At 72.7% G+C, this 24,614-nt stretch carries 18 protein-coding genes; 7 read left to right on the top strand and 11 right to left on the bottom strand.

Annotated features, from left to right (window positions below; genetic code table 11):
* Window positions 1–186: 186 nt before the first annotated feature.
* From HB370_RS29460 to HB370_RS29445, 4 genes are all read left to right on the top strand, one after another.
* The gene (locus tag HB370_RS29460; protein WP_030785353.1) at window positions 187–1,443 is read left to right on the top strand and encodes a citrate synthase; all 1,257 of its coding nucleotides are present in this window, start codon (window positions 187–189) and stop codon (window positions 1,441–1,443) included.
* A 53-nt stretch (window positions 1,444–1,496) separates the two neighbouring features.
* Window positions 1,497–2,438, top strand: a complete 942-nt coding sequence (locus HB370_RS29455) for a sucrase ferredoxin (RefSeq protein ID WP_030785356.1) — start codon at window positions 1,497–1,499, stop codon at window positions 2,436–2,438.
* A gap of 97 nt (window positions 2,439–2,535) precedes the next feature.
* A complete protein-coding gene (locus tag HB370_RS29450; protein WP_208974454.1) occupies window positions 2,536–4,224 on the top strand; it encodes a sensor histidine kinase in 1,689 nt (562 codons plus the stop codon).
* Window positions 4,224–4,904, top strand: coding sequence for a response regulator (locus HB370_RS29445; RefSeq protein ID WP_030785359.1), 681 nt, complete (start codon window positions 4,224–4,226; stop codon window positions 4,902–4,904). Before HB370_RS29450 ends, HB370_RS29445 begins: the two co-directional genes overlap by 1 nt.
* Window positions 4,905–5,112: 208 nt before the next feature.
* Here the strand turns inward: HB370_RS29445 and HB370_RS29440 are convergent, their stop codons facing one another.
* The 4 genes from HB370_RS29440 to HB370_RS29425 form a co-directional block, all read right to left on the bottom strand.
* Complete coding sequence (locus HB370_RS29440; RefSeq protein ID WP_030785361.1) at window positions 5,113–5,802, bottom strand: response regulator transcription factor; 690 nt, start codon at window positions 5,800–5,802, stop codon at window positions 5,113–5,115.
* Window positions 5,799–6,950 carry a histidine kinase gene (locus tag HB370_RS29435; RefSeq protein ID WP_030785363.1) on the bottom strand — a complete coding sequence of 384 codons (1,152 nt, stop codon included), beginning with the start codon at window positions 6,948–6,950 and terminating at the stop codon, window positions 5,799–5,801. Before HB370_RS29435 ends, HB370_RS29440 begins: the two co-directional genes overlap by 4 nt.
* On the bottom strand, window positions 6,947–7,468 hold the full coding sequence (locus HB370_RS29430; protein WP_030785366.1) for a DUF1453 family protein: 522 nt from the start codon (window positions 7,466–7,468) through the stop codon (window positions 6,947–6,949). The genes HB370_RS29435 and HB370_RS29430 overlap by 4 nt, the downstream gene beginning before the upstream one ends.
* A 559-nt stretch (window positions 7,469–8,027) precedes the next feature.
* Window positions 8,028–10,151 carry a DNA topoisomerase IV subunit B gene (locus tag HB370_RS29425; RefSeq protein WP_030785369.1) on the bottom strand — a complete coding sequence of 708 codons (2,124 nt, stop codon included), beginning with the start codon at window positions 10,149–10,151 and terminating at the stop codon, window positions 8,028–8,030.
* A gap of 441 nt (window positions 10,152–10,592) precedes the next feature.
* On the opposite strand from HB370_RS29425, the gene HB370_RS29420 reads away from it, so the two are divergent.
* Window positions 10,593–10,823, top strand: coding sequence for a hypothetical protein (locus HB370_RS29420; protein WP_030785372.1), 231 nt, complete (start codon window positions 10,593–10,595; stop codon window positions 10,821–10,823).
* A gap of 100 nt (window positions 10,824–10,923) precedes the next feature.
* On the opposite strand, the gene HB370_RS29415 is transcribed toward HB370_RS29420, so the two are convergent.
* The 7 genes from HB370_RS29415 to HB370_RS29385 all read right to left on the bottom strand — a co-directional run bounded on the left by HB370_RS29415 (window position 10,924) and on the right by HB370_RS29385 (window position 20,923).
* Complete coding sequence (locus HB370_RS29415) at window positions 10,924–11,784, bottom strand: serine protease (RefSeq protein ID WP_030785375.1); 861 nt, start codon at window positions 11,782–11,784, stop codon at window positions 10,924–10,926.
* 138 nt (window positions 11,785–11,922) lie between these two features.
* Window positions 11,923–13,467 (bottom strand): RNA polymerase sigma factor, encoded by a 1,545-nt coding sequence (locus HB370_RS29410; RefSeq protein ID WP_030785378.1) that lies wholly within the window; start codon window positions 13,465–13,467, stop codon window positions 11,923–11,925.
* Window positions 13,468–13,903: 436 nt separating this feature from the next.
* Window positions 13,904–14,791 (bottom strand): FadR/GntR family transcriptional regulator, encoded by an 888-nt coding sequence (locus HB370_RS29405; protein ID WP_030785381.1) that lies wholly within the window; start codon window positions 14,789–14,791, stop codon window positions 13,904–13,906.
* Window positions 14,792–14,953: 162 nt separating this feature from the next.
* Window positions 14,954–17,755, bottom strand: coding sequence for an ABC transporter ATP-binding protein (locus tag HB370_RS29400; RefSeq protein WP_030785384.1), 2,802 nt, complete (start codon window positions 17,753–17,755; stop codon window positions 14,954–14,956).
* Between the two features lie 234 nt (window positions 17,756–17,989).
* On the bottom strand, window positions 17,990–18,748 hold the full coding sequence (locus HB370_RS29395; protein ID WP_030785387.1) for an NUDIX hydrolase: 759 nt from the start codon (window positions 18,746–18,748) through the stop codon (window positions 17,990–17,992).
* A 102-nt stretch (window positions 18,749–18,850) separates the two neighbouring features.
* Entirely contained in the window at window positions 18,851–19,069 is a 219-nt protein-coding gene (locus tag HB370_RS29390; protein WP_030785393.1) for a hypothetical protein, read from the bottom strand.
* A gap of 297 nt (window positions 19,070–19,366) precedes the next feature.
* The gene (locus tag HB370_RS29385; protein WP_030785396.1) at window positions 19,367–20,923 is read right to left on the bottom strand and encodes a DUF4192 family protein; all 1,557 of its coding nucleotides are present in this window, start codon (window positions 20,921–20,923) and stop codon (window positions 19,367–19,369) included.
* A 151-nt stretch (window positions 20,924–21,074) separates the two neighbouring features.
* Here HB370_RS29385 and HB370_RS29380 point away from each other — a divergent pair, with 151 nt between their 5' ends.
* Both HB370_RS29380 and HB370_RS29375 read left to right on the top strand, forming a co-directional pair.
* A complete protein-coding gene (locus tag HB370_RS29380; RefSeq protein ID WP_030785399.1) occupies window positions 21,075–23,240 on the top strand; it encodes a RecQ family ATP-dependent DNA helicase in 2,166 nt (721 codons plus the stop codon).
* Window positions 23,241–23,537: 297 nt separating this feature from the next.
* Window positions 23,538–24,158: a hypothetical protein gene (locus HB370_RS29375; RefSeq protein WP_030785401.1), complete on the top strand. Its 621-nt coding sequence runs from the start codon at window positions 23,538–23,540 to the stop codon at window positions 24,156–24,158.
* Window positions 24,159–24,614 lie beyond the last annotated feature (456 nt).

The following is a 24,614-nucleotide window of genomic DNA, read 5'->3' as shown; positions in this document are numbered from 1 at the left end:
CAGGGACGGAGGGTCCAGGATACGAGCGCCCCGGGACCGGCTCCGTGGGCGAGCGCCCCCGAACCTGCTTCGTCGCCCGCGCGTACCCGGACTTGATCCGAGGATCAATAAGGGATCAAGGTACGGTCAATGTTGCGTGCATCAATACGCGAATCAACATGTGCAGAGGCGGCTACGGTGACCCCCATGCGCGATCACGACACCGCTCCCCACCGTCCCGGGCGCCGGCTGACCACCAAGGAGACCGCCGAACTGCTCGGCGTGAAGCCCGAGACGGTCTACGCGTATGTGAGCCGCGGCCTGCTCAGCAGCAGACGCGAGCCCGGCGGCCGGGTCAGCACCTTCGAGGCCGGGGAGGTCGAGGCGCTCGCCCGCCGCAACCGCCGGGAGGCCGCCGGAAGTCCGGCAACCGGCGGTGAACTGTCCGTCCGCACCCGCCTCACGCTGATCGAGCAGGACCGGTACTACTACCGCGGCGTCGACGCGGTAGAGCTGGCCGCCCGCCACCCCTACGAGGAGGTCGCGGAGTGGCTGTGGACCGGCCGGCCCGCGCCGGGGGCGACGTTCACCGCGCCCGAGGCCACCGTCGCGGTCGCCCGCCGCGCGGTGGACGCGCTGTCCGAGCACGCCTCCGCCGTCGACCGGCTGCGGGTGGCCGCGATCGCCGCGGCCGCCGAGGACCCGCTGCGCTTCGACCTGTCCGAGGAGGCCGTGCTGCACACGGCGCGCACCCTCATCCCCACCCTCGTCGCCGCGCTGCCGCGGGTCCGGTACGACCACAAGGACGACGGTCCGCTGGCCCACCGCCTGTGGGGCCGGCTGACCGGCCACCCGGCCGACGATGCCTCCCTGCGCGTCCTGGACACGGCGCTGGCCCTGCTGGCCGACCACGACCTGGCCGCGTCCACGCTCGCGGTCCGGGTCGCCGCCTCGGCCCGGGCGCACGCGTACGCGGCGGTCTCGGCCGGGCTCGGCGTGCTGGAGGGCCCGCTGCACGGCGCGGCCGGCGGCCTGGCGCACCGGATGCTCCTGGAGGTGCTCGACCAGGGCACGGCGGTCCCGGTGATCGCCGAAGAGCTGCGCGCGGGCCGCCGCGTCCCCGGTCTCGGCCACCGGCTGTACACCGGCGAGGACCCCCGCGCGCGGGTGCTGTTCGAGCTGCTGGAGCGCATCCCGCGCGCGGAGTCCGCGCTGCTCGCGGCCCGGGACATCGTCGCCACCACCGCCCGGCACACCCCGCTGCACGCCAACGTCGACCTGGCCCTCGCGGTGTTCACCGTGTCCTGCGGCATGCCGGCCTCGGCCGCCGAGACGATCTTCGCCGTCGCGCGGACCGCGGGCTGGATCGCGCACGCCCTGGAGGAGTACGGCGAGCGCCCGCTGCGCATGCGCCCCAGCGGGCACTACGTCGGCCCGCGCCCGCCCCGGCCCCTCCCGGAGTAGGGCACGGCGGGCCCACAAGTCACCGCCGGTCAAGTCAGGTTAGGCTCACCTCTGTGAGTAGGTGTGCGACCGTCTCCCGCGTGCTCGACGAGCCGGTTTCCGGTACGGCTGCCACGGCGACGACGTGGCTGTTGCTGGAACAGCCGGGCCCCTGGGGTGCCAGGGCTCTGACGTCCAGCCATCTCGACCCCGCGCTGGGCCGTGCGCTGGAGGCCGCCGCCGACGGAACCGGCGTGCGGATCGCGCTGATCCGCCGTCCCGGGCGCCACGCCGACCCCGGGCCGCCCCCGGTGCGGCAGGTGTACGCCGCGCACACCGTTCCCGGGCGGGTGTGGCTGCACCGTGCCAGCACCGTCGACCCGCGGCGCCTGCTCGACCTGGACTTCGCCGCGCTGGGGGCGGGCGACCACCGGTCCTTCGGCACGGTGCTCGGCGGACGGCCCCACCGGGGTGACCCGCTGGCGCTCGTGTGCACCAACGGCAAGCGTGACCGCTGCTGCGCCCTCCTGGGCCGCCCCCTCGCCGCGGAGCTGGTCGCGTCGGGGGTTCGCGGCGTCTGGGAGGTCACCCATCTGGGTGGACATCGGTTCGCGCCCACGGTCCTCGTGCTGCCGTACGGCTACGCCTACGGCCGCGCCGGGGCCCACACCGTGAAGGAGGCCCTGCACGGCGCCCAGGAGGGGCGCGTGCTGGTCGAGGGATGCCGGGGGTGCTCCGCGTGGGAGCGGCCCGGCCAGGCGGCGGAGCTGGCCGTGCGGACGGCCGCGGACGAGTACCGGGCGGGAGTGCTGAGCGTCGTACGGACCGAGGGCACGGCTCCGCGCTGGGAGGTCACCGTCGCCCACGCCGACGGCCGCCGGTGGCGGGTCACCGTGGCACAGGGCGCGTCCCTGCCGCCCCGCCCGGAGAGCTGCGGCGCGGAGGTGCTCGGCACGCCCGCGCGGATGGACGTGGTCGAGGTGCGCGAGCTGCGGCCGTCGGCGTTGGCGAGCTGACCCGGCCCGTGCCCCGTCCATGTTGATCAACAGCTGATCAAGAGAACCACACCACACCCGCTGGGGGCTTCCGGCCGCCCCACGTACCGTCATGGGTATGCGCTCCACTCCCCCCGTACGCCGTCTGCGCCTCGGTCTGCCCCGGCGGATGTTCTCCCAGGTGCTGCTGATGCAGGTGGCGATCGCCGCGGGAGTCGCGGTGCTCGCGACCGGGCTGTTCCTGGCACCGCTGAGCAAACAGCTGGACCAGGAGGCGATGCGGCGGGCGCTGGCCATCGCCGAGACCACCGCGCAGGACCCGCAGATCGCCGAGGGCGTCCGGACCACCGCCCCGAGCGGGAACGGCCCCGTGCAGCGGGAGGCCGAGCGGATCCGGCGGGCCACGCACGCCGAGTACATCGTGGTGCTGGACCGCGACTGGGTGCGCTGGTCGCATCCCACGCCCTCGGAGATCGGCCGGCGCGTCTCCACCGACCCGTCCGACGCCCTGGCCGGCAAGGAGGTCATGGAGATCGACCGGGGCACCCTGGGCCGCTCGGCGCGCGGCAAGGTGCCGCTGTACGACGCCGGCCACCACGTCGTCGGCGCGGTCTCGGTCGGCATCGCCTACGACAGTGTGCGGGCGCGGCTGATCAGCGCCATCCCGGGACTGTTCGCGTACGCCGGCGGTGCCCTGGCGGTGGGCGCGCTGGCCGCCTGGCTGATCTCCCGGCGGGTCCAGCGGCAGACCCGTGACCTGGCCTTCTCCGACATCTCGGCGCTGCTCGCCGAGCGTGAGGCGATGCTGCACGGCATCCGGGAGGGGGTGGTGGCGCTGGACCGGGGCGGCCGTGTCCGCCTGCTCAACGACGAGGCACGACGGCTGCTCGGGATCGGCGACGAGGCCCTCGGGCGGACCCCGGACGAGGCGCTCGGCACGGGCCGTACGACGGATGTGCTGGCCGGCCGGGTCACCGGCACCGACCTGCTCACCGTGTGCGGCCAGCGCGTCCTGGTCGCCAACCGCATGCCCACCGGCGACGGCGGTGCCGTGGCCACCCTGCGCGACCGCACGGAGCTGGAGCAGTTGGGACGGGAACTGGACTCCACGCGCGGGCTGATCGACGCGCTGCGCGCCCAGGACCACGAACACGCCAACCGCATGCACACCCTGCTGGGGCTGCTGGAGCTGGAGATGTACGACGACGCCGTGGAGTTCGTCGGCGAGGTGGTCGGGGACCACCGGGCCACCGCCGAGCAGGTCACGGAGCGGATCCAGGACCCGCTGCTGGCCGCGCTCCTGGTCGGCAAGGCGACCGTGGCGGCCGAGCGCGGGGTCGCGCTGTGGGTGTCGGAGCGCACCCGGCTCCCGGACCGGCTGATCGATCCGCGGGGGCTGGTCACGGTGGTGGGCAACCTCGTGGACAACGCCCTCGACGCCGTCGCGGCCACCCCGCACGCGCGCGTGGAGGTCGAACTGCGCGCCGAGGGCCGTGCGGTCGTCCTGGGGGTACGCGACACGGGTCCCGGAGTGCCGGAGGACCGACGCGAGCTGATCTTCACGGAGGGCTGGTCCACCAAGAAGCCGCCCGCGCACGGCAAGCGGGGCATCGGGCTGTCCCTGGTCCGGCGGTTCGCCGAGCGGCAGGGCGGGAGTGCGACCGTGGGCCCGGCGGCCGGCGGCGGCGCGGAGTTCACCGTGGTGCTTCCCGAGGCGCTGACCGAGCCCGAACCGGTGCCCGCGGGATCCGAGGAGTCTGCCGGGACGTCGATGGTCACCGTCGCCGGCGCCGAGGAGGAGGCGTGATGATCGAGGTCCTGGTCGTGGACGACGACACCCGTGTGGCCCGCGTCAACGCCGCCTACGTCGAGAAGGTGCCCGGTTTCCATGTGGCCGGCGAGGCGCACAGCGCGGCCGAGGCGCTGCGTCAGGTGGAGAGCCTGCCGCGGCTCGATCTGGTCCTGATGGATCACTACCTGCCCGACGACACCGGTCTCGCGGTGGTCCGTGAGATGCGCCGGCGCGGCCACCAGGCCGACGTGATCATGGTGACGGCGGCACGGGACGTGTCGACCGTGCAGGCGGCCATGCGGCAGGGGGCGCTGCAGTACCTGGTGAAACCCTTCGCCTTCGCGGGGCTGCGGGCCAAGCTGGAGGCGTACGCCGAGCTGCGTCGCACCCTGGACGGCGGCGGCGAGGCGGAGCAGGCCGAGGTGGACCGGATCTTCGGCGCGCTGTCCGCCCCGTCGGAACCCGAGTTGCCGAAGGGACACTCCCCCACGACGGCCGAGCTGGTGCGCCAGGCATTGCTGAGCGCCGAACGCCCGCTGTCCGCGCAGGAGATCGCCGAGCGGACGGGGGTGAGCCGGCAGACCGCCCAGCGGTATCTGAAGCTGCTGGAGCGCACCGGCCGGGCCCGGCTGACCCTCAAGTACGGCGACGCCGGCCGCCCGGAACACCGCTATGTGTGGGCGACCCACGCCTGAGCGCGCGGCGGGCGGCGGTCACTTGCCCGCGTCGACGATGCGAAGGGTGCTCTTGACGGCCTGGGCGTACAGGGACTTGTCGCCCTGGGAGTAGTCGGCGGGCGGGCCGCCCGGTCCCGCGCAGCCGCACAGCCTCGCATGCGGGCAGAGGTCCAGGTGAGGACGTGCTGAGGAGGAGCGTGGGAGGAGGACGACGGTGAGGAGCTGGTCACCGGGTGGGCGGCTGCGCCAGCCCCTTGCTGTAGGCGTACCGCACGGCCTGCGCCCGGTCCTTGAGGCCCGCCTTGGCGAAGAGGTTGTTGATGTGGGTCTTCACCGTCGCGGTCGACACATGCAGTCTGCGAGCGATCTGCTGATTGCTGAGCCCCTCGGCGATCAGCACCAGAACCTCGATCTCCCGCGTGGTCAGCCCGTCGGGTGCCTCGTCCGCCGCTGGTGCGGGTTCCGGCTCCGGTTGCGACAGCCGCTCCAGCAGCCGTCTCTGGACGCTCGGCGACAGCCCGGCGTCGCCCGACAGCACGCTGTGCACGGCACGCACGATCTCGTCACCGTCCGCGTCCTTGGTCAGATACCCCCGGGCACCGGCCCGCAGCGCGGGAAACAGCGACTCGTCGTCCGAGAAGGTGGTGAGCACCACGACCTGGGTCCCGGGGTACCGCGCCCGGATCCGCCGGGTGGCCTCGACGCCGTCGCAGCGCGGCATCCTCAGATCCATCAGGACGACGTCCGGCGCGAGTTCACCGACCAGCCGCACGGCCTCCTCGCCGTCGCCCGCGGCACCCACGACCTCCACACCGGGAAGCAGTCCCAGCAGCATCACGATGCCCTCACGGACCACGGTCTGATCGTCGGCGACGACCACCCGCGCGATCTTCTCCTGCCCCTCCGTCCCTGTCATACGGGCACCTTCAGCGTCACCACGAACCCTTCTTCATCCGGCCCCGCGTCCAGCGAACCGCCGAGCAGTTCGGCGCGCTCACGCATGCCCAGCAGACCGTACCCGCCTCCGGATCCGTCGAGTTCGCTCGGCCGCCCGCCCGAATCCCGGACATTCAGCGTGACTTCGTGCTCGCTGTAGTCGAGCCGGACATCCACTCTGGCGCCATGGGCGTGCTTGCGGACGTTCGTCAGCGCCTCCTGTGCCACCCGCCGCACGGCCTGGGACGCCTCGGCCGGCAGGGGTCTGCGTTCACCCGTGACGGTGACCTCGGTGCCGTCGGCCGTGCGGGCGAGTTCGGTCAGGAAGTCCTCCAGCGGGGTCAGCTCGCCGCGCAGCGCGGACAGCGCCTGCCGGGTCTCGGCGAGTCCGTCCCGGGCCATCCCCCGAGCGGCCACCACGCGTTCCAGGATCCGTTCCCGGTCCGCGCCGTTCTGGATCAGCAACCGTGCCGCCTCCAGGTGCACGAGCTGCGCCGACAGGCTGTGTGCCAGCACGTCGTGGATCTCCCGTGCGATGCGGGCCCGCTCTGCGAGCGCGGCGGACTCGGCCTCGGCCGCGCGGGCGGCACGCTCCTGGGCGAGCAGCCGCTGCGCATTGCCCCGGGCTTCCGCGTCCAGCCGCAGGACGTACCCGGCGAGGGCCAGGCCGGCCACGGTGGCGGCCGTGGTCAGCCAGGCGTCATCGGTGAACGCGGAGTATGAGGCCAGCGCCGCCGACGCGGCGGGGACTCCTACTCCGAGCGGCAGCCGTTCCAGCGCGCTGACTCCGCAGCCGCACCAGATGACGAGGGCCGGCCCTCTGAATCCCGTCGCCTCGGCCGTGGCCGCGATACCGAGGAGCACACCCATGAGCGTGAGGGACGGCACCAGCCGGTGCTCGTAGGTCATCCGGAAGAAGGCCCAGGAGACGAGAGCGGCGAGTGCCACTCCCGCCCCTGCCGCGAGCGCTCCCCAGGGGCCGACGTGCCGCTGGCTGAAGGCGGCCCACAGCAGCATGGACAGCACCAGCAGGCGGACCGTCCAGGCGAGCAGCCGCCGGGGCCGGCTGATGCCCATGGGGCCGAGCGCTTCACGGGACGGCCAGCGCGTCCAGGCGTTCTCTGTCACACGCGCTCCTTCCAGGCCGACGGGTTGTCGCCACCGTATGCCGGGGCGGGGCGCCTCGCCGGACCGGAGGACTGGGCCCGCCAGGCCAGGATCTCGCCGCGGACCAGCAGCGTGCCGGCGAGGCCGAGCATCAGCGCGGAACCGTCCTGGTGCAGACCGAGTGCGGCGGCGAAGGCGAAGACACCGGCCCGCAGGGCTATGCCCACGGTCCATACGGCGATGCTCGCCTTGGTGCTCTTGGCCCACACCGTGCCGTCCGGCGCCGTCCAGAGCCGGGTGGTCCGGCCCCATCCGACGCCGGTGGCCAGGCCGATGACGAGTTCGGCCGTGAGCAGGGCGGCGGATTCCACGCGGTGGTGGGCGTCGAGTATGCCGGGTTCGCGCAGCGCGACGACGACGAGGACCAAGGGCAGCAGCCACCAGCGCCGGTCCGTGTCGATCGCGCGGGCGCGGAACTGCCTGACGATCACTACGGCGACGACGGCCACGATCGCCAGCGCGTTGACGAGCCCGGTCATCTGAAGCCTCCGTGAGCGGTGGGCCGGAGCGAGCGCTCCCGACGCCTTCAAAGCTACGGAAATTCGCAGGTCAGCTGATCGGCCCCGGGGTGGATCACGGGTGGAACCCCGGAGCGGCCGCCTCCACCCACGGGTGGAGAAACGCTCCGGGTCACAGGGGTGGGGCGGGGCTCGGGTGTGCTGGGGGGCGATGCGTAGGCGCGCCGTGCGGGGTGCAGCGACCAGATCGGCGCGGCCAGGGCAGAGCGGGCACCGCAGGGGCGGAAGCCGACGACGACGCCCGAGGGCCCGGTGCTGCGGGGCTGGGCGCTCGACGGGAAAAGTCCGCCGACGCGGAACTCGCCGGTCGGTCTCCGGCGCCGCCCCGCCCCTGACCGCCCCGCCCCTGACCGCGCGGCCCCAGGCGGGCCCTAGGCACCACCGGCCAGAGTCCCGCCCACCACGCCGGCCGGCCGGTCACCAACACCCGGCCGGCCAGCCGATTCCGTCCCGTCGGCCGAGCCGCTTCCATCCCCGGCCCAGCGGCTTCCGCCCCGTCGGCCGGTGCTCGGCGCGGCGGTTACGCGTCGATGCGGGAGCGGTCCAGCGTCGCCGCCGAGCTGGAGATGAACTCCTTGCGGGGGGCCACGTCATTGCCCATCAGCAGGTCGAAGACCTGTTCGGCGGCCTCCAGGTCGGAGAGGTTGATGCGGCGCAGGGTGCGGTGGCGCGGGTCCATCGTGGTCTCGGCCAGCTGGTCGGCGTCCATCTCGCCCAGGCCCTTGTAGCGCTGGATGGAGTCCTTGTACCGGATGCCCTTGCTCTGGAACTCCATGAGCTTGTCGCGCAGCTCGCGGTCGGAGTACGTGTAGACGTACTTCTCCTGGCCCTTCTTCGGCTGGATCAGCTCGATGCGGTGCAGCGGCGGCACGGCGGCGAAGACCCGGCCGGCCTGGACCATGGGCCGCATATAGCGCTGGAACAGCGTGAGCAGCAGGCAGCGGATGTGCGAGCCGTCCACGTCGGCGTCGGTCATCATGATGATCTTGCCGTAGCGGGCCTGGTCGATGTCGAAGGTGCGGCCGGAGCCCGCTCCTATGACCTGGATGATCGCCCCGCACTCGGCGTTCTTGAGCATGTCGGTCACCGACGACCGCTGCACGTTCAGGATCTTGCCGCGGATCGGCAGCAGGGCCTGGAACTCGGAGTTGCGCGCCAGCTTGGCCGTGCCGAGCGCGGAGTCGCCCTCGACGATGAACAGCTCGCTGCGGTCGACGTCGTCGCTACGGCAGTCGGCGAGCTTGGCCGGCAGGGACGAGGACTCCAGGGCGGTCTTCCGGCGCTGGGCGTCCTTGTGCTGGCGGGCCGCGACCCGGGTGCGGGCGGCGGCGACCACCTTCTCCATGACGACCCGGGCCTGGGCGGCGGCGTCACGCTTGGTGGCCGTCAGGAATGCCTTCAGCTCGCTGCTGACCACGTTGTTCACGATGCGGCGGGCGGCCGAGGTGCCGAGGACCTCCTTGGTCTGTCCCTCGAACTGCGGCTCGGCCAGGCGGACCGTGACGACGGCGGTGAGGCCCTCCAGGGCGTCGTCCTTGACGATGTTGTCCTCGGCCACGCGCAGCAGCTTCTTCGCGCGCAGCACGTCGTTCAGCGTCTGCGTGAGGGCCTGTTCGAAGCCGGCGACGTGGGTGCCTCCCTTGGGGGTGGCGATGATGTTGACGAACGACCTGACCGTCGTGTCGTAGCCGGTCCCCCAGCGCAGCGCGATGTCGACGCCCAGTTCGCGGGTGACCTCGGTCGGGGTCATCTGGCCGTGTTCGTCCAGGACCGGGACGGTCTCCTTGAAGGTGCCCTTGCCCGAGAAGCGGAGGACGTCGCAGATCGCCTTGTCGTTCGCCAGGTACTCGCAGAACTCGCTGATGCCGCCGTCGAAGCGGAAGGACTCCTCGCCCTTGCTGCCGCCCTCGCCGAGGCCGAACTCATCGCGGACGACGATGGTCAGGCCGGGGACCAGGAACGCGGTCTGCCGGGCGCGCTGGTGGAGGGTCTCCAGGGAGAGCTTGGCGTCCTTGAGGAAGATCTGGCGGTCGGCCCAGTAGCGCACGCGCGTGCCGGTGCGCGTCTTGGGGATCTTCTTGGTCTTGCGCAGGCCGCTCTTGGCCTCGAACTTCGCCTCGGCACCGTCGGCCGCGAAGGCACCGGGCACGCCCCGCCGGAAGCTGATGGCGTGCGTGTGGCCGCCGCGGTCCACTTCGACGTCGAGGCGGGCGGAGAGCGCGTTGACCACGGAGGCGCCGACACCGTGCAGACCGCCGGAAGCCGCGTAGGAGCCGCCGCCGAACTTGCCGCCCGCGTGCAGCTTGGTCATGACGACCTCGACGCCGGACAGGCCGGTCCGCGGCTCGACGTCCACGGGGATGCCGCGGCCGTTGTCCCGCACCTCCACGGAGCCGTCGTCGTGCAGGATCACCTCGATGCGGTCGCAGACACCCGCGAGGGCCTCGTCCACCGAGTTGTCGATGATCTCCCACAGGCAGTGCATGAGACCACGGCTGTCGGTCGAGCCGATGTACATGCCGGGGCGCTTGCGCACGGCTTCCAGGCCCTCGAGGACGAGCAGGTGCCGCGCGGTGTAGTTGGAACCGTCGCGGTCTGCTCCTGCCAGCAGCGCTGTGGACGGCACGGACGTCTCGGCGGTCACGCGGTTCGCTCCTCGCTGAATTTCAGATGGCCCCCTTCTGGGTAAGGGGGCGGCTTCGGTCGCCGCTCAGAGGGTACCGAGCCCTGGTAGAGCCGGTGTAACGCCACCCTCGTCGCCACCTCACCCTAGTCCAGCCTCGCATGCTTGTTCGATCCCTCGATGGAGTGAAGCACATATCACGTTCCCTTTGGGGCATGAACCATTTAGGCTCCGGGCACGTCCTCATGAACAACCGGCAACCCAGCCGGGAGGACAAGACCGCAAGAGAGCGCGAACCCGTACGCATACAAGACACGCAATACGGCACATTCGCCGCCAACGGGCAGCAGACGACCGTCCCCGGAAAAAAATTTTCGCGGAAAGGCCACGAGCGGGAACGTTTTCGGGCTGGTTGGATGTTGACCCTGGTACGACAGCTCGTCGAGCTAGAGAAGAGGCGACGTGACTACTGTTCTGACCCCCGCGAGCCCGCTGACGGCCGCCGATCGCTGCGACCGCTGCGGCGCCCAGGCATACCTGCGCGTCGTCCTGCTCAGCGGCGGAGAACTGCTCTTCTGCGCCCACCACGGTCGCAAGTTCGAGCCGGAACTCAAGAAGATCGCCGCTGAGATACAGGACGAGACCGAGCGACTGACGTCCGTTCCGGGCACCGCTTCCGAAGAAGAGCGCTGAATCTCGCACACACGACGAGCCAGCCCCGGCACAGGCCGGTGATCGGGCGGCCGCTCCCCACCAGGAGCGGCCGCCCGTGCTCATTACCCCCTCAAGCGCGCTACGAGCCGCCGGAGGGCCGTTTCCGGGCCCCTGTGGCCGGCTCCAGCGCTCGTACGACCTCGGAGACGCGCGTGTAGACGCCGGGGTGGTCCGGGCGCCCGCAGCCGCTCCCCCACGACACGAGGCCGATCAGCCGTCCCGCGGCCACCAGCGGGCCTCCGCTGTCCCCCTGGCAGCCGTCCGGCCCTCCGGCGACCTCCCCGGCGCACAGCATGGTGGCGGCCCGGTAGGCACCCTCGGGGCCGCCCGGGTAGGCCTTGGCGCACACGTCGTCGGAGAGCACGCGTACGCGTGCGGCCCGCAGCCGCCGCGCATAGGCTCCCTCGCCGGTCGTGTCGCCCCATCCGGACACCAGTGCCTCCGTACCGGGCCGGTAGGCCGGGTCGCCCGCGCGGGCCATGGTGATGACCGCGCTCTGCGGCAGCGGCCGGGCGAGCACGAGGACCGCGAAGTCCCCGGAGTTGGTCGTGAGATCGAACCGGGGGTTGAGCCGGACCTCCCGTACGGCGATCTCCTCGCCCTCCGTCGACAGCAGGTCGGTGCGGCCCGCGATGACCTTGAGGTCGCGCACCCGGTTCGGTGGCACCCCGAGGGCTTCCTCGCTCAGACAGTGGGCCGCTGTGAGCACCGTGGTCCGCCCGATGGCCACAGCGCCGCAGAACTGCCCCGCCCGCGCTCCGCCGAACAGGTCACGACTGGCCAGTGCGACCGTCCACGGGGTCTCGGAGACGTCTATCGGGAAACCTCCCACGACCACGCCGCCGGCGGCTGCGGGGGCCGCACCCATCAGCGGCATCGCGGCCATGGCGGCCGCCAGTGCCAGCGGCCGGACCAGTGCCCGGGCAAGGGAACGGCGCATGCATGCTCCTCACTCTCAGGTCTTCCTGGGGGACCCAGAGTGATCCACCGAGCGGGATCGCGCAGCGCGAAGGCCCGCCTCCCTGAGGGGAGCCGGGCCTTCGGCGTCGTATGTGCGACCTGGTGGAGCTGTAGCGACCTAGTCCAGGTAGTCGCGCAGCACCTGGGAACGCGACGGGTGGCGCAGCTTCGACATGGTCTTGGACTCGATCTGACGGATGCGCTCACGCGTCACGCCGTAGACCTTGCCGATCTCGTCGAGGGTCTTCGGCTGGCCGTCGGTGAGGCCGAAGCGCATGGAGACGACGCCGGCCTCGCGCTCGGACAGGGTGTCGAGCACGGAGTGCAGTTGCTCCTGCAGAAGCGTGAAGCTGACCGCGTCGGCGGGCACGACGGCCTCGGAGTCCTCGATGAGGTCACCGAACTCGCTGTCGCCGTCCTCGCCCAGCGGGGTGTGCAGCGAGATGGGCTCGCGGCCGTACTTCTGGACCTCGATGACCTTCTCCGGGGTCATGTCGAGCTCCTTGGCCAGCTCCTCCGGGGTGGGCTCGCGGCCCAGGTCCTGGAGCATCTGGCGCTGCACGCGCGCGAGCTTGTTGATGACCTCGACCATGTGCACCGGGATACGGATGGTGCGGGCCTGGTCGGCCATGGCGCGGGTGATCGCCTGGCGGATCCACCAGGTGGCGTACGTGGAGAACTTGTAGCCCTTGGTGTAGTCGAACTTCTCGACCGCGCGGATCAGACCGAGGTTGCCCTCCTGGATGAGGTCCAGGAAGAGCATGCCGCGGCCGGTGTAGCGCTTGGCCAGGGAGACCACCAGACGGAGGTTGGCCTCCAGGAGGTGGTTCTTGGCGCGGCGGCCGTCCTCGGCGATGATCTCCAGCTCGCGCTTGAGCTTCGGGGCGAGCTTGTCGGAGTTGGCCAGCTTGTCCTCGGCGAAGAGACCCGCCTCGATGCGCTTGGCCAGCTCGACCTCCTGCTCGGCGTTGAGCAGGGGGACCTTGCCGATCTGCTTCAGGTAGTCCTTGACCGGGTCGGCGGTGGCGCCGGCCGCGGCGACCTGCTGCGCGGGCGCGTCGTCCTCGTCCTCGTCGGACAGGACGAAGCCCGCGTTCTCGGTGCCCTCGGGCTCGTCGGCGACCTTGGTGTCCTCGAGGACCTCTTCGTCGAGAAGCTCGACGTCGTCCTTCTTGGCGGTGGTCTTCTTGGCGGCCGTCTTCTTGGCGACGGTCTTCTTGGCGGTCGCCTTCTTGGCGGCCGTGGTCTTCTTGGCGGCGGCCTTCTTGGCGGTTGCGGCTTCCTCGGCGGAATCGGCTGCGGCCGCGGCGGTGGGCGCCGCGGGGGCGGCCGTGGTGGCGGTGGCCTTCCTGGTGGTCACCGTCTTCGCCGCGACCGTCCTGGTGGCGGTGCGCTTGGCCGGGCTCTTCGCTGCGACGCTCTTGCGGGTGCGCTTGGGCTCTGCGGCACTGACCATCAGCGTCACACCCTCTTCCTCAAGGATCTGGTTGAGGCTGCGCAGTACGTTCTTCCACTGAGTGGCCGGAATCTGGTCAGCTTCGAAGGCCCGACGCACATCGTCGCCGGCGATCTGCCCCTCAGCCTTTCCCCGCTCAATGAGCGCCATGACAGAGACGGACTCGGCGATCTCCGGCGGGAGCGTACGGGATGTGCTGGCCGACACGAACAACCTCTCGGAACGTTGGAAAACGGCTTCCGGCACCGTCCACTGCGGACAGGAGCCGACCACCGGCCTGGGGATGGGCCGACGGCGCGGGCGGGGGCCGGGAAGATGCACAGCGCCATGCACGGCGTCCGTATTCCCTCCGCGGCTATCACCTCTTAGGTCATCGCGCTGTCTCCACGAGCGTTACGCCCATTCTGCGTGGCCCGAGTCACACCCCGTAAGTGGTCAAAAGCGGTCAGACATGTGCAGATGAGATCACCAGTGGCCGCCAACCCGGCCACCCCCCGTAACGCAGGGGGCTGCCGCATCGCCGGACTCCGCCGGACTCCAGAAGGTCCGGCGAGGTCCGGCGGCGGCCGGTACCCGGGCCCGGCGCCGCCGCGAGCACTACTGGGACGTCACACACCGGCGACCGCACCACGTCCCTCGCGGGTCAGTGCTCGCGCGGGGCGGGCACCACGCGCTCCACCTCCGGGTGGACCGTCAGCAGCTGACGCATGGCCGTCTCCGCCGCCGTGCCGTCGCCGGTACCGAGGGCGTCGACGATCCGCGCGTGCTGGGCGAGGGACGCCTCGTTGGGGCGGTCACAGGCGGTGACCGGGCCGCCGGAGACCTGGAGTGCCGCCGAGACGATGCCGGAGAGGTGCTCCAGCATGCGGTTGCCCGCGATCTGGATCAGCATCGAGTGGAACTCGGTGTCCGCGCGCGCATAGGTGAGCGCGTCGCCCTGCGCCATGGCGTGGCTCATGATCTCGACCATGTCGCACAGGCGCTGCTGCACCTCCTCGCGCCCGTGTCCGGCGGCGAGGCGGGCGGCCAGCGGCTCGATCGTCCAGCGCAGCTCGCTGAGCTCCCGGCGCTGGTCGTCGCGCTGCGGCCCGAAGGCCCGCCACTCGATGATGTCCGGGTCGAGGAGGTTCCAGTCGCTGACGGGGCGTACCCGCGTGCCGACGTTCGGGCGGGCGCTGACCAGGCCCTTGGCCTCCAGGACCCGGAGCGACTCGCGGACGACGGTGCGGGAGACCTCGAAGCGCTGGCCGATCTCCTCCGGCACCAGCGGTCGGTCCGCGCCCAGATCGCCGGAGACGATCATCTGTCCGAGCTGCTGGACGAGTTGGCCGTGCAGCCCGCGTCCGCGGCTGGCCGCGGCCCGCCGGCTGACCCGGCCCAGCTCGGGTTCCCCGCCGTCCCAGGCGGGCGTGCCGACGCGGTCGGCCACCGGGCCTTCCGCGTAGGGGTAGCGGTCGAGTTCGCCCGGGCCGGCCAGACCTGAGTCTGTGGAGCGGGCGGCGGTCATCATGGTGTGCGCAAGGGTACTCACGGATCCTTTGTCGGCGCCGCCTCCAACTCCCTTGAGGTCTTTGGTGAAAAGCACACGAAAGGGTGATCGCTCACCCCGTCGCAATTGACGCCTTATCGGAAAGAAATGGGCTTTCCGCGGGGAGTTGTGGGCAAAGCAGGACCGGAAGTGAACGAAGGGTGGTCAGCGCAGCCGGGTCCGCAGCGCCGTGTGCAGATACGCGCAGAGGAGACCCGCGAGCGACAACGCCAGTGCCCCGCCCACCGGTTGGGCGACCACCCGCGCGACGGCGAGCAGGTACCGCTCCCCTCCGAAGGGCCACTGCAGCAGAAGGACCTCCCGCATCCGCACCGGAAAGTCCGCCGCCATGCGCACGGCCGGGCTCTGGAGCGCCTTGTGGACGAGGGGTACGACCAGGACGGGTACGGCGAGGACCGCGGCCAGTCCGGCCGTGGTGGACCGGAACACGCCGGCCGCCAGCACCCCGGCCCAGGAACAGCCGACGACCAGGCCGAACCAACTCGCGGTCAGCGACAGCCAGTCCGCGGGAACTTCCGTCAGCTCCCGTCCGTAGACGAGGTAGAGCACCTCGGCGTCGCAGCCCAGGGTGAGGAAGGCGAGCAGCCCCGCGGTGGCTCCGGAGACGAGCAGTTTCGCGGTGAGCAGCCCCAGCCGGCGGGGGACGGTGCCGCGGTCGGCCGCCAGGGCGGGATGGCGGAACTCGTCGCCGAAGGCCAGCGCGCCGAGCAGTCCCGACCCGAGCGCCGCGGGCGGCAGCGGCAGTTCCCGCGGCCAGGCCGCGAACAGCCGCGCCTGCGGGGTGTGCCCGATCCTGGCGAGGAGGACAGCGGTCAGCGCGGACACGACGAGTACGGCGCCGCAGGTGAGGAAGCCGGTGCCGATGCCGGCGGCGCGCCGGATCTCGTAGCGGAGGGGACGCAGGGGGCTCGGGGCGGGGCGGACGGCGATGGGGGGCGGGAGAGGCGAGATCACGGTGGCGGCGCGGTCACCGTACGAACGGCCGGCGTGGTCGTCCCGCTCCTTCCGGGCGCCGGGGTTCCTGGCCCCCGGGAGGAGGAGGCGAGTGCCGGAGCTGGTCGGCGCGGGGGCTGGCGTGCCGTCGGTCCGCGGTCCGGAGGGCGACGTGTCCACGCCGGAACCGGTCTCCGGGCCGGCCGCCGAACCGGCGGAGCGGCCATCGCCGCCCCCCTCCCCGGTGACGCTCGTGGCCTCGGTCCGCGGGCGGCCGTCGTTGCCGCCGTTCCGGGTGCCGGCCCCTGTGTCGGTGTGCCGGTGCGGCTGCCGCGCGGCTCTTTCCCCCGCCTCGCCGACCGTGCCGTTCGCACCGGACGCGGTGACGGTGGGCGCCGTGCCGTCGGCCGGGAACGCCGCGGCGGACGGGGCCGCGTCGCGCGGTGAAACGCCGGGGGCGGTCGCGGGGCGGGCCGGTTGGGTCCGCCGAGCGGCGTCGTGGGTCGGCCCGCCGTCGGCGCTCCCCGCCCGCTGCGAGGCCGAACGGCCGGACTCCCACCGCCCTTCGGCGGTCGGCGGCACGTCGGCCACCGCTGGTTCCGCGCCCGGTGTCGGCGGTACGGCCTGGGTGCGTGTCCGTTGCCCGGCCGGGTGCCCGGACGCCGTGGCGTTCCCCGTCGACAGGCCCTGCGCTGGTCTGTGCGGCTCCGGCGTGGGCCGGTCCGGGGCTGTCGAGCGGAGTTGGGCCGCCGCCCGGTCGGATGAGGCGGTGCGCGGCTCCGTCACCGGCTCCGCGGAGCGTGGTTCCGCCGCCGGAAAGCCGGTCCGCGCGCTCTCCCGTGGGCCGGACCGCCTCGCGTGTCGCGGCTCCGCCGACACGTCGTGCGCGCTGCGCGCCGGGGCTTCGGGTGCACCGCTGAATCCGACGGGGCGGCCGTCGCGGGCGGATTCCGGCGCCGTGCGGCCGCGTTCGTTCGGCACTCGGCCGGCCTGAGCGGATTTCCGCTCCCCGTACGCGACACCCGTCGCCGCCGGGTCCTGCTCCGGCCTGGCCCACTGGTTGGCAGGCGGTGAGTCCGGTACGGGCGGCCGCGGTCCGGCGGGGCGCGCGCCGTCGTCGCCCCCGGTTCCGGCGCCCGGCCCCATGTCACCCACCTCCTCGGCGAGTTGGTGGACGAGGATGCCGTGACGGAAGGCGATCTCGCCGACGTCGGCGGTCGTGCTGCCGTACACCGTCAGGCGGTTGCCGCCCTCCCGTACGACTTCGACGGAACGACGGGCGGTGCGGGCGTCCCTGGTCAGCAGGGCCGCGAGGCGTGCCGCATGGGGACTGCGGACGGCCACTCGCCGACGCAGCCGGGTGCGGGCGAACACCCTTGCCTCCTGGTCTGCGACGAGTCTGCCGCCGTCGAGGGTGACGACCCGGTCGGCGGTGCGTGCCGCCTCCTTGGGCTCGGCCGTGGTGAACAGCACCGTGCCGCCCTGGTCGGCATGGGCCCGCAACATGCCGTGCAGCCACTGGGCCTCCCGGGCGGAGAGGCCGTCCGCGGGTTCGTCCAGGACGAGCGTGTGCGGGTCGGGCAGCAGGGCACAGGCGAGACCGAGTCTGCGGTCCATCCCGCGCGACAGCGTCCCGAGTCGTTCCTCGCGGAGGCTGACGAGACCGACCACTTCGAGCACCTCGTCGGCTCGCCGCGCGGGAACTCCCGATGCCGCGCACAGCATGCGCAGATGACCGCGGACCGAGCGGGCGGGATGGCCTGGCACATCGCCGAGGAGTACGCCGACTTCTCGCGCCGGATGGGCGATCCGGTGCAGGGGACGGCCTCTGAAGTAGGTGATGCCGCGCCCTTGTTGCAGCTCGAGCATGAGTCTGAGCGTCGTCGTCTTGCCCGCGCCGGCGCGTCCGAGGAGCGCGGTGACTTGCCCGGCACGCGCCTCGAAGGAGACATCGTCGACGGCGGGCGGATGCGCCTTGCGGGGATTGCTGGTCAGTCCGAAGGCCTCGATCACCTGATGCAAGATAGCGCGACATGTCTGGTTTTTCGGGTATAAGGCGATTTGCGGAAAGGCGCGTGCGACCTGCTTCCTTCCTTTTCCGCCGTTCGATGGAGCCCGAACTCGACACGCACAGCCCGGCGGGCAGCCGGCAGACCGGTAGCGGGCAACGAGCAACGAGCAGACCAGTAGCAAGCAGACCGGTAGCGGGTACGGGTCAGACGATCACCCGTGCCGCTCTGCCGTGTCTCAGACCTCGGGGCGCAGCATCGGCGGGTTGAGCAGCGTGGCGCCGCCGGCCCGGAAGAGCTGGGCCGGACGTCCGCCCTGGCGCGTGGTCGTCCCTCCGGTGGGGACGAGGAATCCGGGGGTGCCGGTCACCTTGCGGTGGAAGTTGCGCGGGTCGAGCGCGACGCCCCACACCGCCTCGTACACCCGGCGCAGCTCGCCGACCGTGAACTCGGGCGGGCAGAAGGCGGTGGCCAGCGACGAGTACTCGATCTTGGAACGGGCGCGTTCCACTCCGTCCGCGAGGATCCGGGCGTGGTCGAAGGCGAGCGGTGCCACGGGTTCGCCGTCACGGCCGTACCCGTCCTGCTGGAGCAGTTCCTCGACCGGGGCCCAGCGCGCGTTGCTCGCGTCGCCGCCGGCGCGCGGTGCGGGCAGGTCGGGTGCGAGCGCGAGATGCGCGACGCTGACCACGCGCATACGCGGGTCACGCTCGGGGTCGCCGTAGGTGGCGAGCTGCTCCAGGTGGGCTCCGTTGTCCTGGGCCGGGGCGGCGGGGTCGTGGGCGCAAAGACCGGTCTCCTCGGCCAGTTCGCGCGCCGCCGCCTGGGTCAGGTCCTCGTCGGCCCGTACGAAGCCTCCGGGCAGTGCCCAGCGCCCCTGGAAGGGGGGCTCGCCCCTGCGTACCGCCAGCGCGCACAGGGCATGGCGGCGCACGGTCAGCACGACCAGATCCACGGTGACGGCGAAGGGCGGAAAGGCTGACGGGTCGTAGGGCATGCCGCGATCATAGTCGTCTTCCTGACGATAAACACTCCCTCGGCTGCCGCATCGGTGGCTGTCCTGCCTCGTTCCGGTGGGGCGCGCGAAGCCGGGTCCCTTTCACCGGCCGGCGGCTCGCGCGCGGTCGTCCGCCTCGCCCCGCACAGCTCCGGTCAGGGCAGGGCAGGGCCGCCGACCGGCGCCGGGCCGGCCCCTGTCGAACAGGCCGGCGCCGAGCAGGCCGAGGCAGGGGAAGTGGACGGTTGCGGCCAGGTGGGGCACGGGGCGGCCGTCCGTCGCCAGGGCGGCGGACGGGTGTCCGCCGATGCGGCTCTCCACTAAGACATCGGCGCGGAGAGCCGCCATGACTGCGGGCTGCCGCTCTCCCCCGGGACCAGCGGCCCGCCCGAGCCGGAGCCGGGGTACGGCACGCGGCCGGTGTGCCCCCCGGACCGGCGTGACCAGGGGACTCTCCGGGAGTCGCTCCCAGCACCGCACCGGGGATCGTCGGACCGGGGGTCGCCGCACCGGGCATCGCCGGACCGCGGGTCGCCGGCCGGCGGGCACGGCCCGGATCGGTTTCCACGGCCGTCGCGGCCAGGGACGCTGCCCGTCCGGGCGCGGACCGGCGGGTGCTCATCCGTCGCCCTCGGTCCGCGGGCCTCCGCCCTCCGACGGCGCACCGCCGGTCGTGGTGTCGCCGGGGCCGGTGGTACGCGTGCGCCTGGTGCTCGCTTCCCGAAGGCCTGGCCGGGCGGCTCCGGGCGGGGTCGACCGGGGGCGGGAGCCGGCCGGCCTACGGCGGTCTGCCTTGGTCCGGGCTGTGGGACGGTGGTCGTCACCGTCCGCGCTCCGCGTGCGACGCCTGCGTTGCCCGCCCGGCCGGGGCCCTGGAGCCGGGCCGTCCGCCGGGGTGCGGGGTGCCGGGACCGCGTTCTGCGTGCTCTCGACGGGCGCCTGCCGCGGTGCCGGGTTCGATTGCCGCACCGGTGTGGGCTGGATGTCCTGCGTTTTCTGCGTGTCCTGGGCGCGCAGGCAGCGGCGGACCGCTTCCGGGTCGAGTCCTTCGTTGCAGGCCTGGTGCAGCAGGCGGGCGAAGAGGTAGTCGGGATCCGCGCCCAGTGCCATGGCCAGTGCCTCGCGCGCCTCCAGTTCGTCGCCCGTGGACCAGGCGACCCAGCCCGCCAGGGTCAGCGGTGCGGCGGCGTGCTCGCTGTAGGGGCCGACGCAGCGGCGGGCCAGGGCGCGCCAGAGCCGCAGGGCCGGGCCCGCGACGTCCCCTTCCATCCAGGCGGCGGCCCGGTCGCGGGTCGTGCGGTCCTGGAGTCCGAGGACGAGGGTCGCCGCCTCGTCGGCATCGAGGAGGCCGTCGTCGCGGACATCCGCCGGATGGGTGCCGGAGACCGGTGCCGCCGCGGCGAAGCGGCGGATGATCCGCTCGGCGAGGACGAGGGTCTCCTGCGCCACCTCCTCGCGGGTCGTCTCGTCCAGGATGCGGGGCACCAGGCTCATGCCCGCCGCGTCGAGGGCGATCTCCTGGTCCAGCGCCACCGCGGACTCCCAGGGTTGCAGCCTGGCGCGAAGTTCTTTCAGTGTGCCGCGCACCTGGAGGCCGGCGTAGGTGGCCGCCGCGGCGAGTACGGAGGTGCCGGGCAGGCCCATCGGCGAGCCGTCCTCGGGGCAGCAGCCCTTGACCGGGCAGCAGTACGACCAGAAACGCCCGTCCGAGACGCACAGGGCCTCGACGACGGGCACGTCCAGGCTTCCGCACTCGGTGCGCATCAGCTGGGCTAGCCTCGTCAGCCGTTGCTTGACCTCCCGGCCGGACTCGCCGGGGCCCGGCTCCTGGCAGACGTAGGCCACCATGCCCTCGGGCCGGGCGCCGCGCCGCTCGCTGCCTGCCACCAGTCCGCGGGCCAGCTGCCGGGCGGCGGCCTCCCAGTCCTCCTCGTTCGCCGGGATGCCGAGCCGGGCCCGGCCGCCGAACCTGCCGCAGCCTCCCCGGTCGTGCAGGGCGACGAGCACCATGCTGTCCTCGGGGCGGTAGCCGAGCAGGTAGGGGAGGGCGTCGGCCAGTTCGGCGGGCGTGCGCAGGGTGACCTGCGCGGTGTGGTCGGCCGGTCCGGCCGACGGGTCGTGCCCGGAGATGTCGTCGTTTCCGAAGGGTCCTGCGGTTTCGCTGTGATTCGTCATGCGCCGACAATCTCGCGGATTCCAAGATTCCGCTTAGGGGCCTGTGGATAACTCTGATCAGGGACACGACAGGGCATCCCGCTGTCCTGGTTGTCCACAGACTCGGCCCGGGGCCGCCCGGTTGTCGGTGCGGTCCTGTTGTATGGAACGCATGGAACACACGAGCAACGCGGATCTCCGGGCAGAGGCCGATGCCGTTCTCGCCCGGCTCGTCGGGGACGCGACGGGCGCCGCCCGGCTGCGCGAGGACCAGTGGCGGGCGATCGAGGCGCTGGTCGCCGACCGGCGCCGGGCCCTGGTCGTACAGCGCACGGGCTGGGGCAAGTCCGCGGTGTACTTCGTCGCGACCTCGCTGCTGCGGGCCAGAGGAAGCGGCCCCACGGTGATCGTCTCGCCGTTGCTCGCGCTCATGCGCAACCAGGTGGAGGCCGCGGCCCGGGCCGGTATCCACGCCCGGACTATCAACTCGGCCAACACCGAGGAGTGGGACGCCGTCCAGGCCGAGATCGCGGCGGGCGAGGTCGATGTGCTGCTGGTGTCGCCGGAGCGGCTGAACAATCCCGACTTCCGCGACCAGGTCCTGCCCAAGCTGTCCGCCGCGACCGGTCTGCTCGTGGTGGACGAGGCCCACTGCATCTCCGACTGGGGTCATGACTTCCGCCCCGACTACCGCCGGCTGCGCACCATGCTCGGCGACCTGCCGTCCGGCGTCCCGGTGCTGGCCACCACGGCCACGGCCAACGCCCGGGTGACCGCCGACGTCGCCGAGCAGCTCGGCACGGGCGGCACGATGGACGCGCTGGTGCTGCGCGGACCGCTGGACCGGGAGAGTCTGAGCCTCGGTGTGCTGCGGCTGCCGGATGCCGCGCACCGGATGGCCTGGCTCGCCGACCACCTCGACGACCTGCCGGGCTCCGGCATCGTCTACACCCTCACCGTCGCCGCCGCCGAGGAGGTCACCGCCTTTCTGCGGCACCGCGGACACACCGTCGCCTCCTACACGGGCAAGACGGAGAACGCCGACCGGCAGCAGGCGGAGGAGGACCTGCTCGCCAACCGCGTCAAGGCCCTGGTGGCCACCTCGGCGCTCGGCATGGGCTTCGACAAACCGGATCTCGGTTTCGTCGTCCATCTCGGCTCGCCCTCCTCCCCCATCGCCTACTACCAGCAGGTCGGCAGGGCCGGCCGCGGCGTCGCCCACGCCGAGGTGCTGCTGCTGCCGGGCAAGGAGGACGAGGCGATCTGGGAGTACTTCTCCTCGCTGGCCTTTCCCTCCGAAGATCTGGTCCGGCGCACCCTCGACGTGCTCGCCCGGGCGGACGGCCCCCTGTCGCTGCCCGCCCTGGAACCGCTGGTGGAGCTGCGCCGTTCCCGCCTGGAGACCATGCTGAAGGTCCTCGACGTGGACGGCGCGGTGCGACGGGTCAAGGGCGGCTGGACGGCCACTGGACAGCCCTGGTCGTACGACGCGGAGCGCTACGCGTGGGTGGCCCGGCAGCGCGCGGCCGAACAGCAGGCGATGCGCGAGTACGCCGCCACGACCGAGTGCCGGATGGAATTCCTCCAGCGCCAGCTGGACGACGAGGGCGCCAAACCATGCGGCCGCTGCGACAACTGCGCGGGGCCGCGCTTCACCTCCGACCTGTCCCCGGCGGCGCTGGACGCCGCGCGGAGCGACCTGGGCCGCGCCGGGGTGGAGGTGGAGCCCCGGCGCATGTGGCCGACCGGGCTCCCGGCCATCGGCATCAATCTCAAGGGCCGTATCCCGGCAGGGGAACAGGCCGCGCCGGGGAGGGCTCTGGGACGGCTGTCGGACATCGGCTGGGGCAACCGGCTGCGTCCCCTGTTCGCGCCGCAGGCACCGGACGCGACGGTGCCGGACGACGTGGCGCAGGCCGTGGTCGGCGTGCTGGCCGACTGGGCCCGCGGTCCCGGCGGCTGGGCCTCCGGTGCGTCCGACGCCCCGGCCCGGCCGGTGGGCGTGGTCACCATGGCCTCGCGCAGCCGGCCCCATCTGATCCACTCCCTGGGCGCCCGCATCGCCGAGGTCGGCAGGCTGCCCCTGCTCGGCTCGGTGGAATACGCGGGGGACACGCCCCGGATGCCCCGCAGCAACAGCGCGCAGCGGCTGAAAGCGCTCGACGGGGCGTTGACGGTGCCACCCGCCCTGGCGTCGGCACTCGCCGCGGCCGACGGACCGGTCCTCCTGGTCGACGACTTCACGGAGACGGGCTGGACCCTGGCCATGGCGGCGCGTCTGCTGCGCAGGTCCGGGGCGCGTGGCGTGTTGCCACTGGTTCTCGCGGTCCAGGGATGAGTGCGGCGTCACCGCTGTTCCGGGCTGCCGCGCGCCGTTCGCGGCGGCCCGCCGGGCGGGATCGCGGAGGGCACAGGCGTCGAGGGTCCACCCTGTGGGTAGGAGGGATATAAGCCACGCACTAGCAGATAACACTCGGCGGCGCCAATTGCTCGTTGCCGCAACCAAGTTCGACAGGAAGAATTGAGGTCCGCTACCCGCACGACTCACCCGTGATCCGGTTGGGCTCCGCTGCGGCGCGCGCTCCCCCGAATCCGACCTCGCCCGCAGTGTGGGCGCGTAGCCGAAGGGAGGAACGTGACCTTCGGATTCGCATCGTCCTCGGCGGCCTCGTTGTCGACGCCGGCGTCCGACGCCTCCGCCAGTCGCCTGCTCGAGCCCGCGGAGTGGGCCGCCGCCGGAATCCCTTTGCTGCGCAACCCTCGTGAGATCGTCAGCGGTCTGCACTCCCGCCACCACCCGAAGCCGCTCACGGCGGTCGTGGCGGTGCTCGACCCGGACGAGCGGTTGCGGGCGAGCGCCTCGTTCACGCGCCGTGCGACGCCGGCCGACGGCTGGATGCTCCGCAACGCGCTGCTGGCCCAGCTGCGCCGGGTGATTCCGCACGACCTGCGCCGCCGCACCCCTGTGCGCACGGCCGTCCTGCTCTACTGCCGTGAGGGCGACGCACGTTGGACCGAGGAGGACGGCGCCTGGATGTGGGGACTGCGCGATGCCTGCACCCTGCACGGGCTGCGCTGCGGCGCGTACATCACGCTGACCCACGACGGCTGGCAGGTGCTCGGCGAGGGACGCGGAGGGCGCCGGCCGAACGCGCACTCGGCCCCGGAGCCGTTCGCCACGTCCGAAGCCCCGCCGCTCGCACCACGCACCGGCGGCCCGGTCTCCGAGGTGCTGAGCCGGGCGGCGGCTCGCTGACCGGCGCGCCACGGACGGTACGACGACTCGCGCGACCGACCGGTGGCTCCCACGGCGCATCCGGCCCGCGTGCGACGGCCGGGCCCGACCGCTGCGCGCGCAGAGCGGTCCGGAGGAGCACCGGCGGACTCGCCTTCCGGACCCCTGCGGAGAGCCCTGGGTGACCTGCGGGGTCTGCCCCTGGTGCGCCGGTGACCTGCGGGGACCGCCTCCTGCTACGCCTCGGAGACGGCCGTCGGCGGTGCGGGCCACACCACCCGTGGGCGCCTGTCCGGCCCGGCAGGCGGCGCCACCCGTCACCCGGGCGGCCCGGATCACTCCCCCGGCACGACGACGGCCAGCGCTCCCGGGCCTTCCCAGGGCAACGGACCCGGCGGCGTCATGGCCGTGGAGAGTCGTCCGGACGCATCAGGCCCGTCGTCCGGGCACGCCAAAAGCCGCACCGTGCGGATTCCG

This window comes from Streptomyces sp. DSM 40868, assembly GCF_011820545.1.
In the GTDB taxonomy this organism is placed as follows: domain Bacteria; phylum Actinomycetota; class Actinomycetes; order Streptomycetales; family Streptomycetaceae; genus Streptomyces; species Streptomyces eurythermus.
This window is presented reverse-complemented; position numbering and strand designations above follow the sequence as displayed.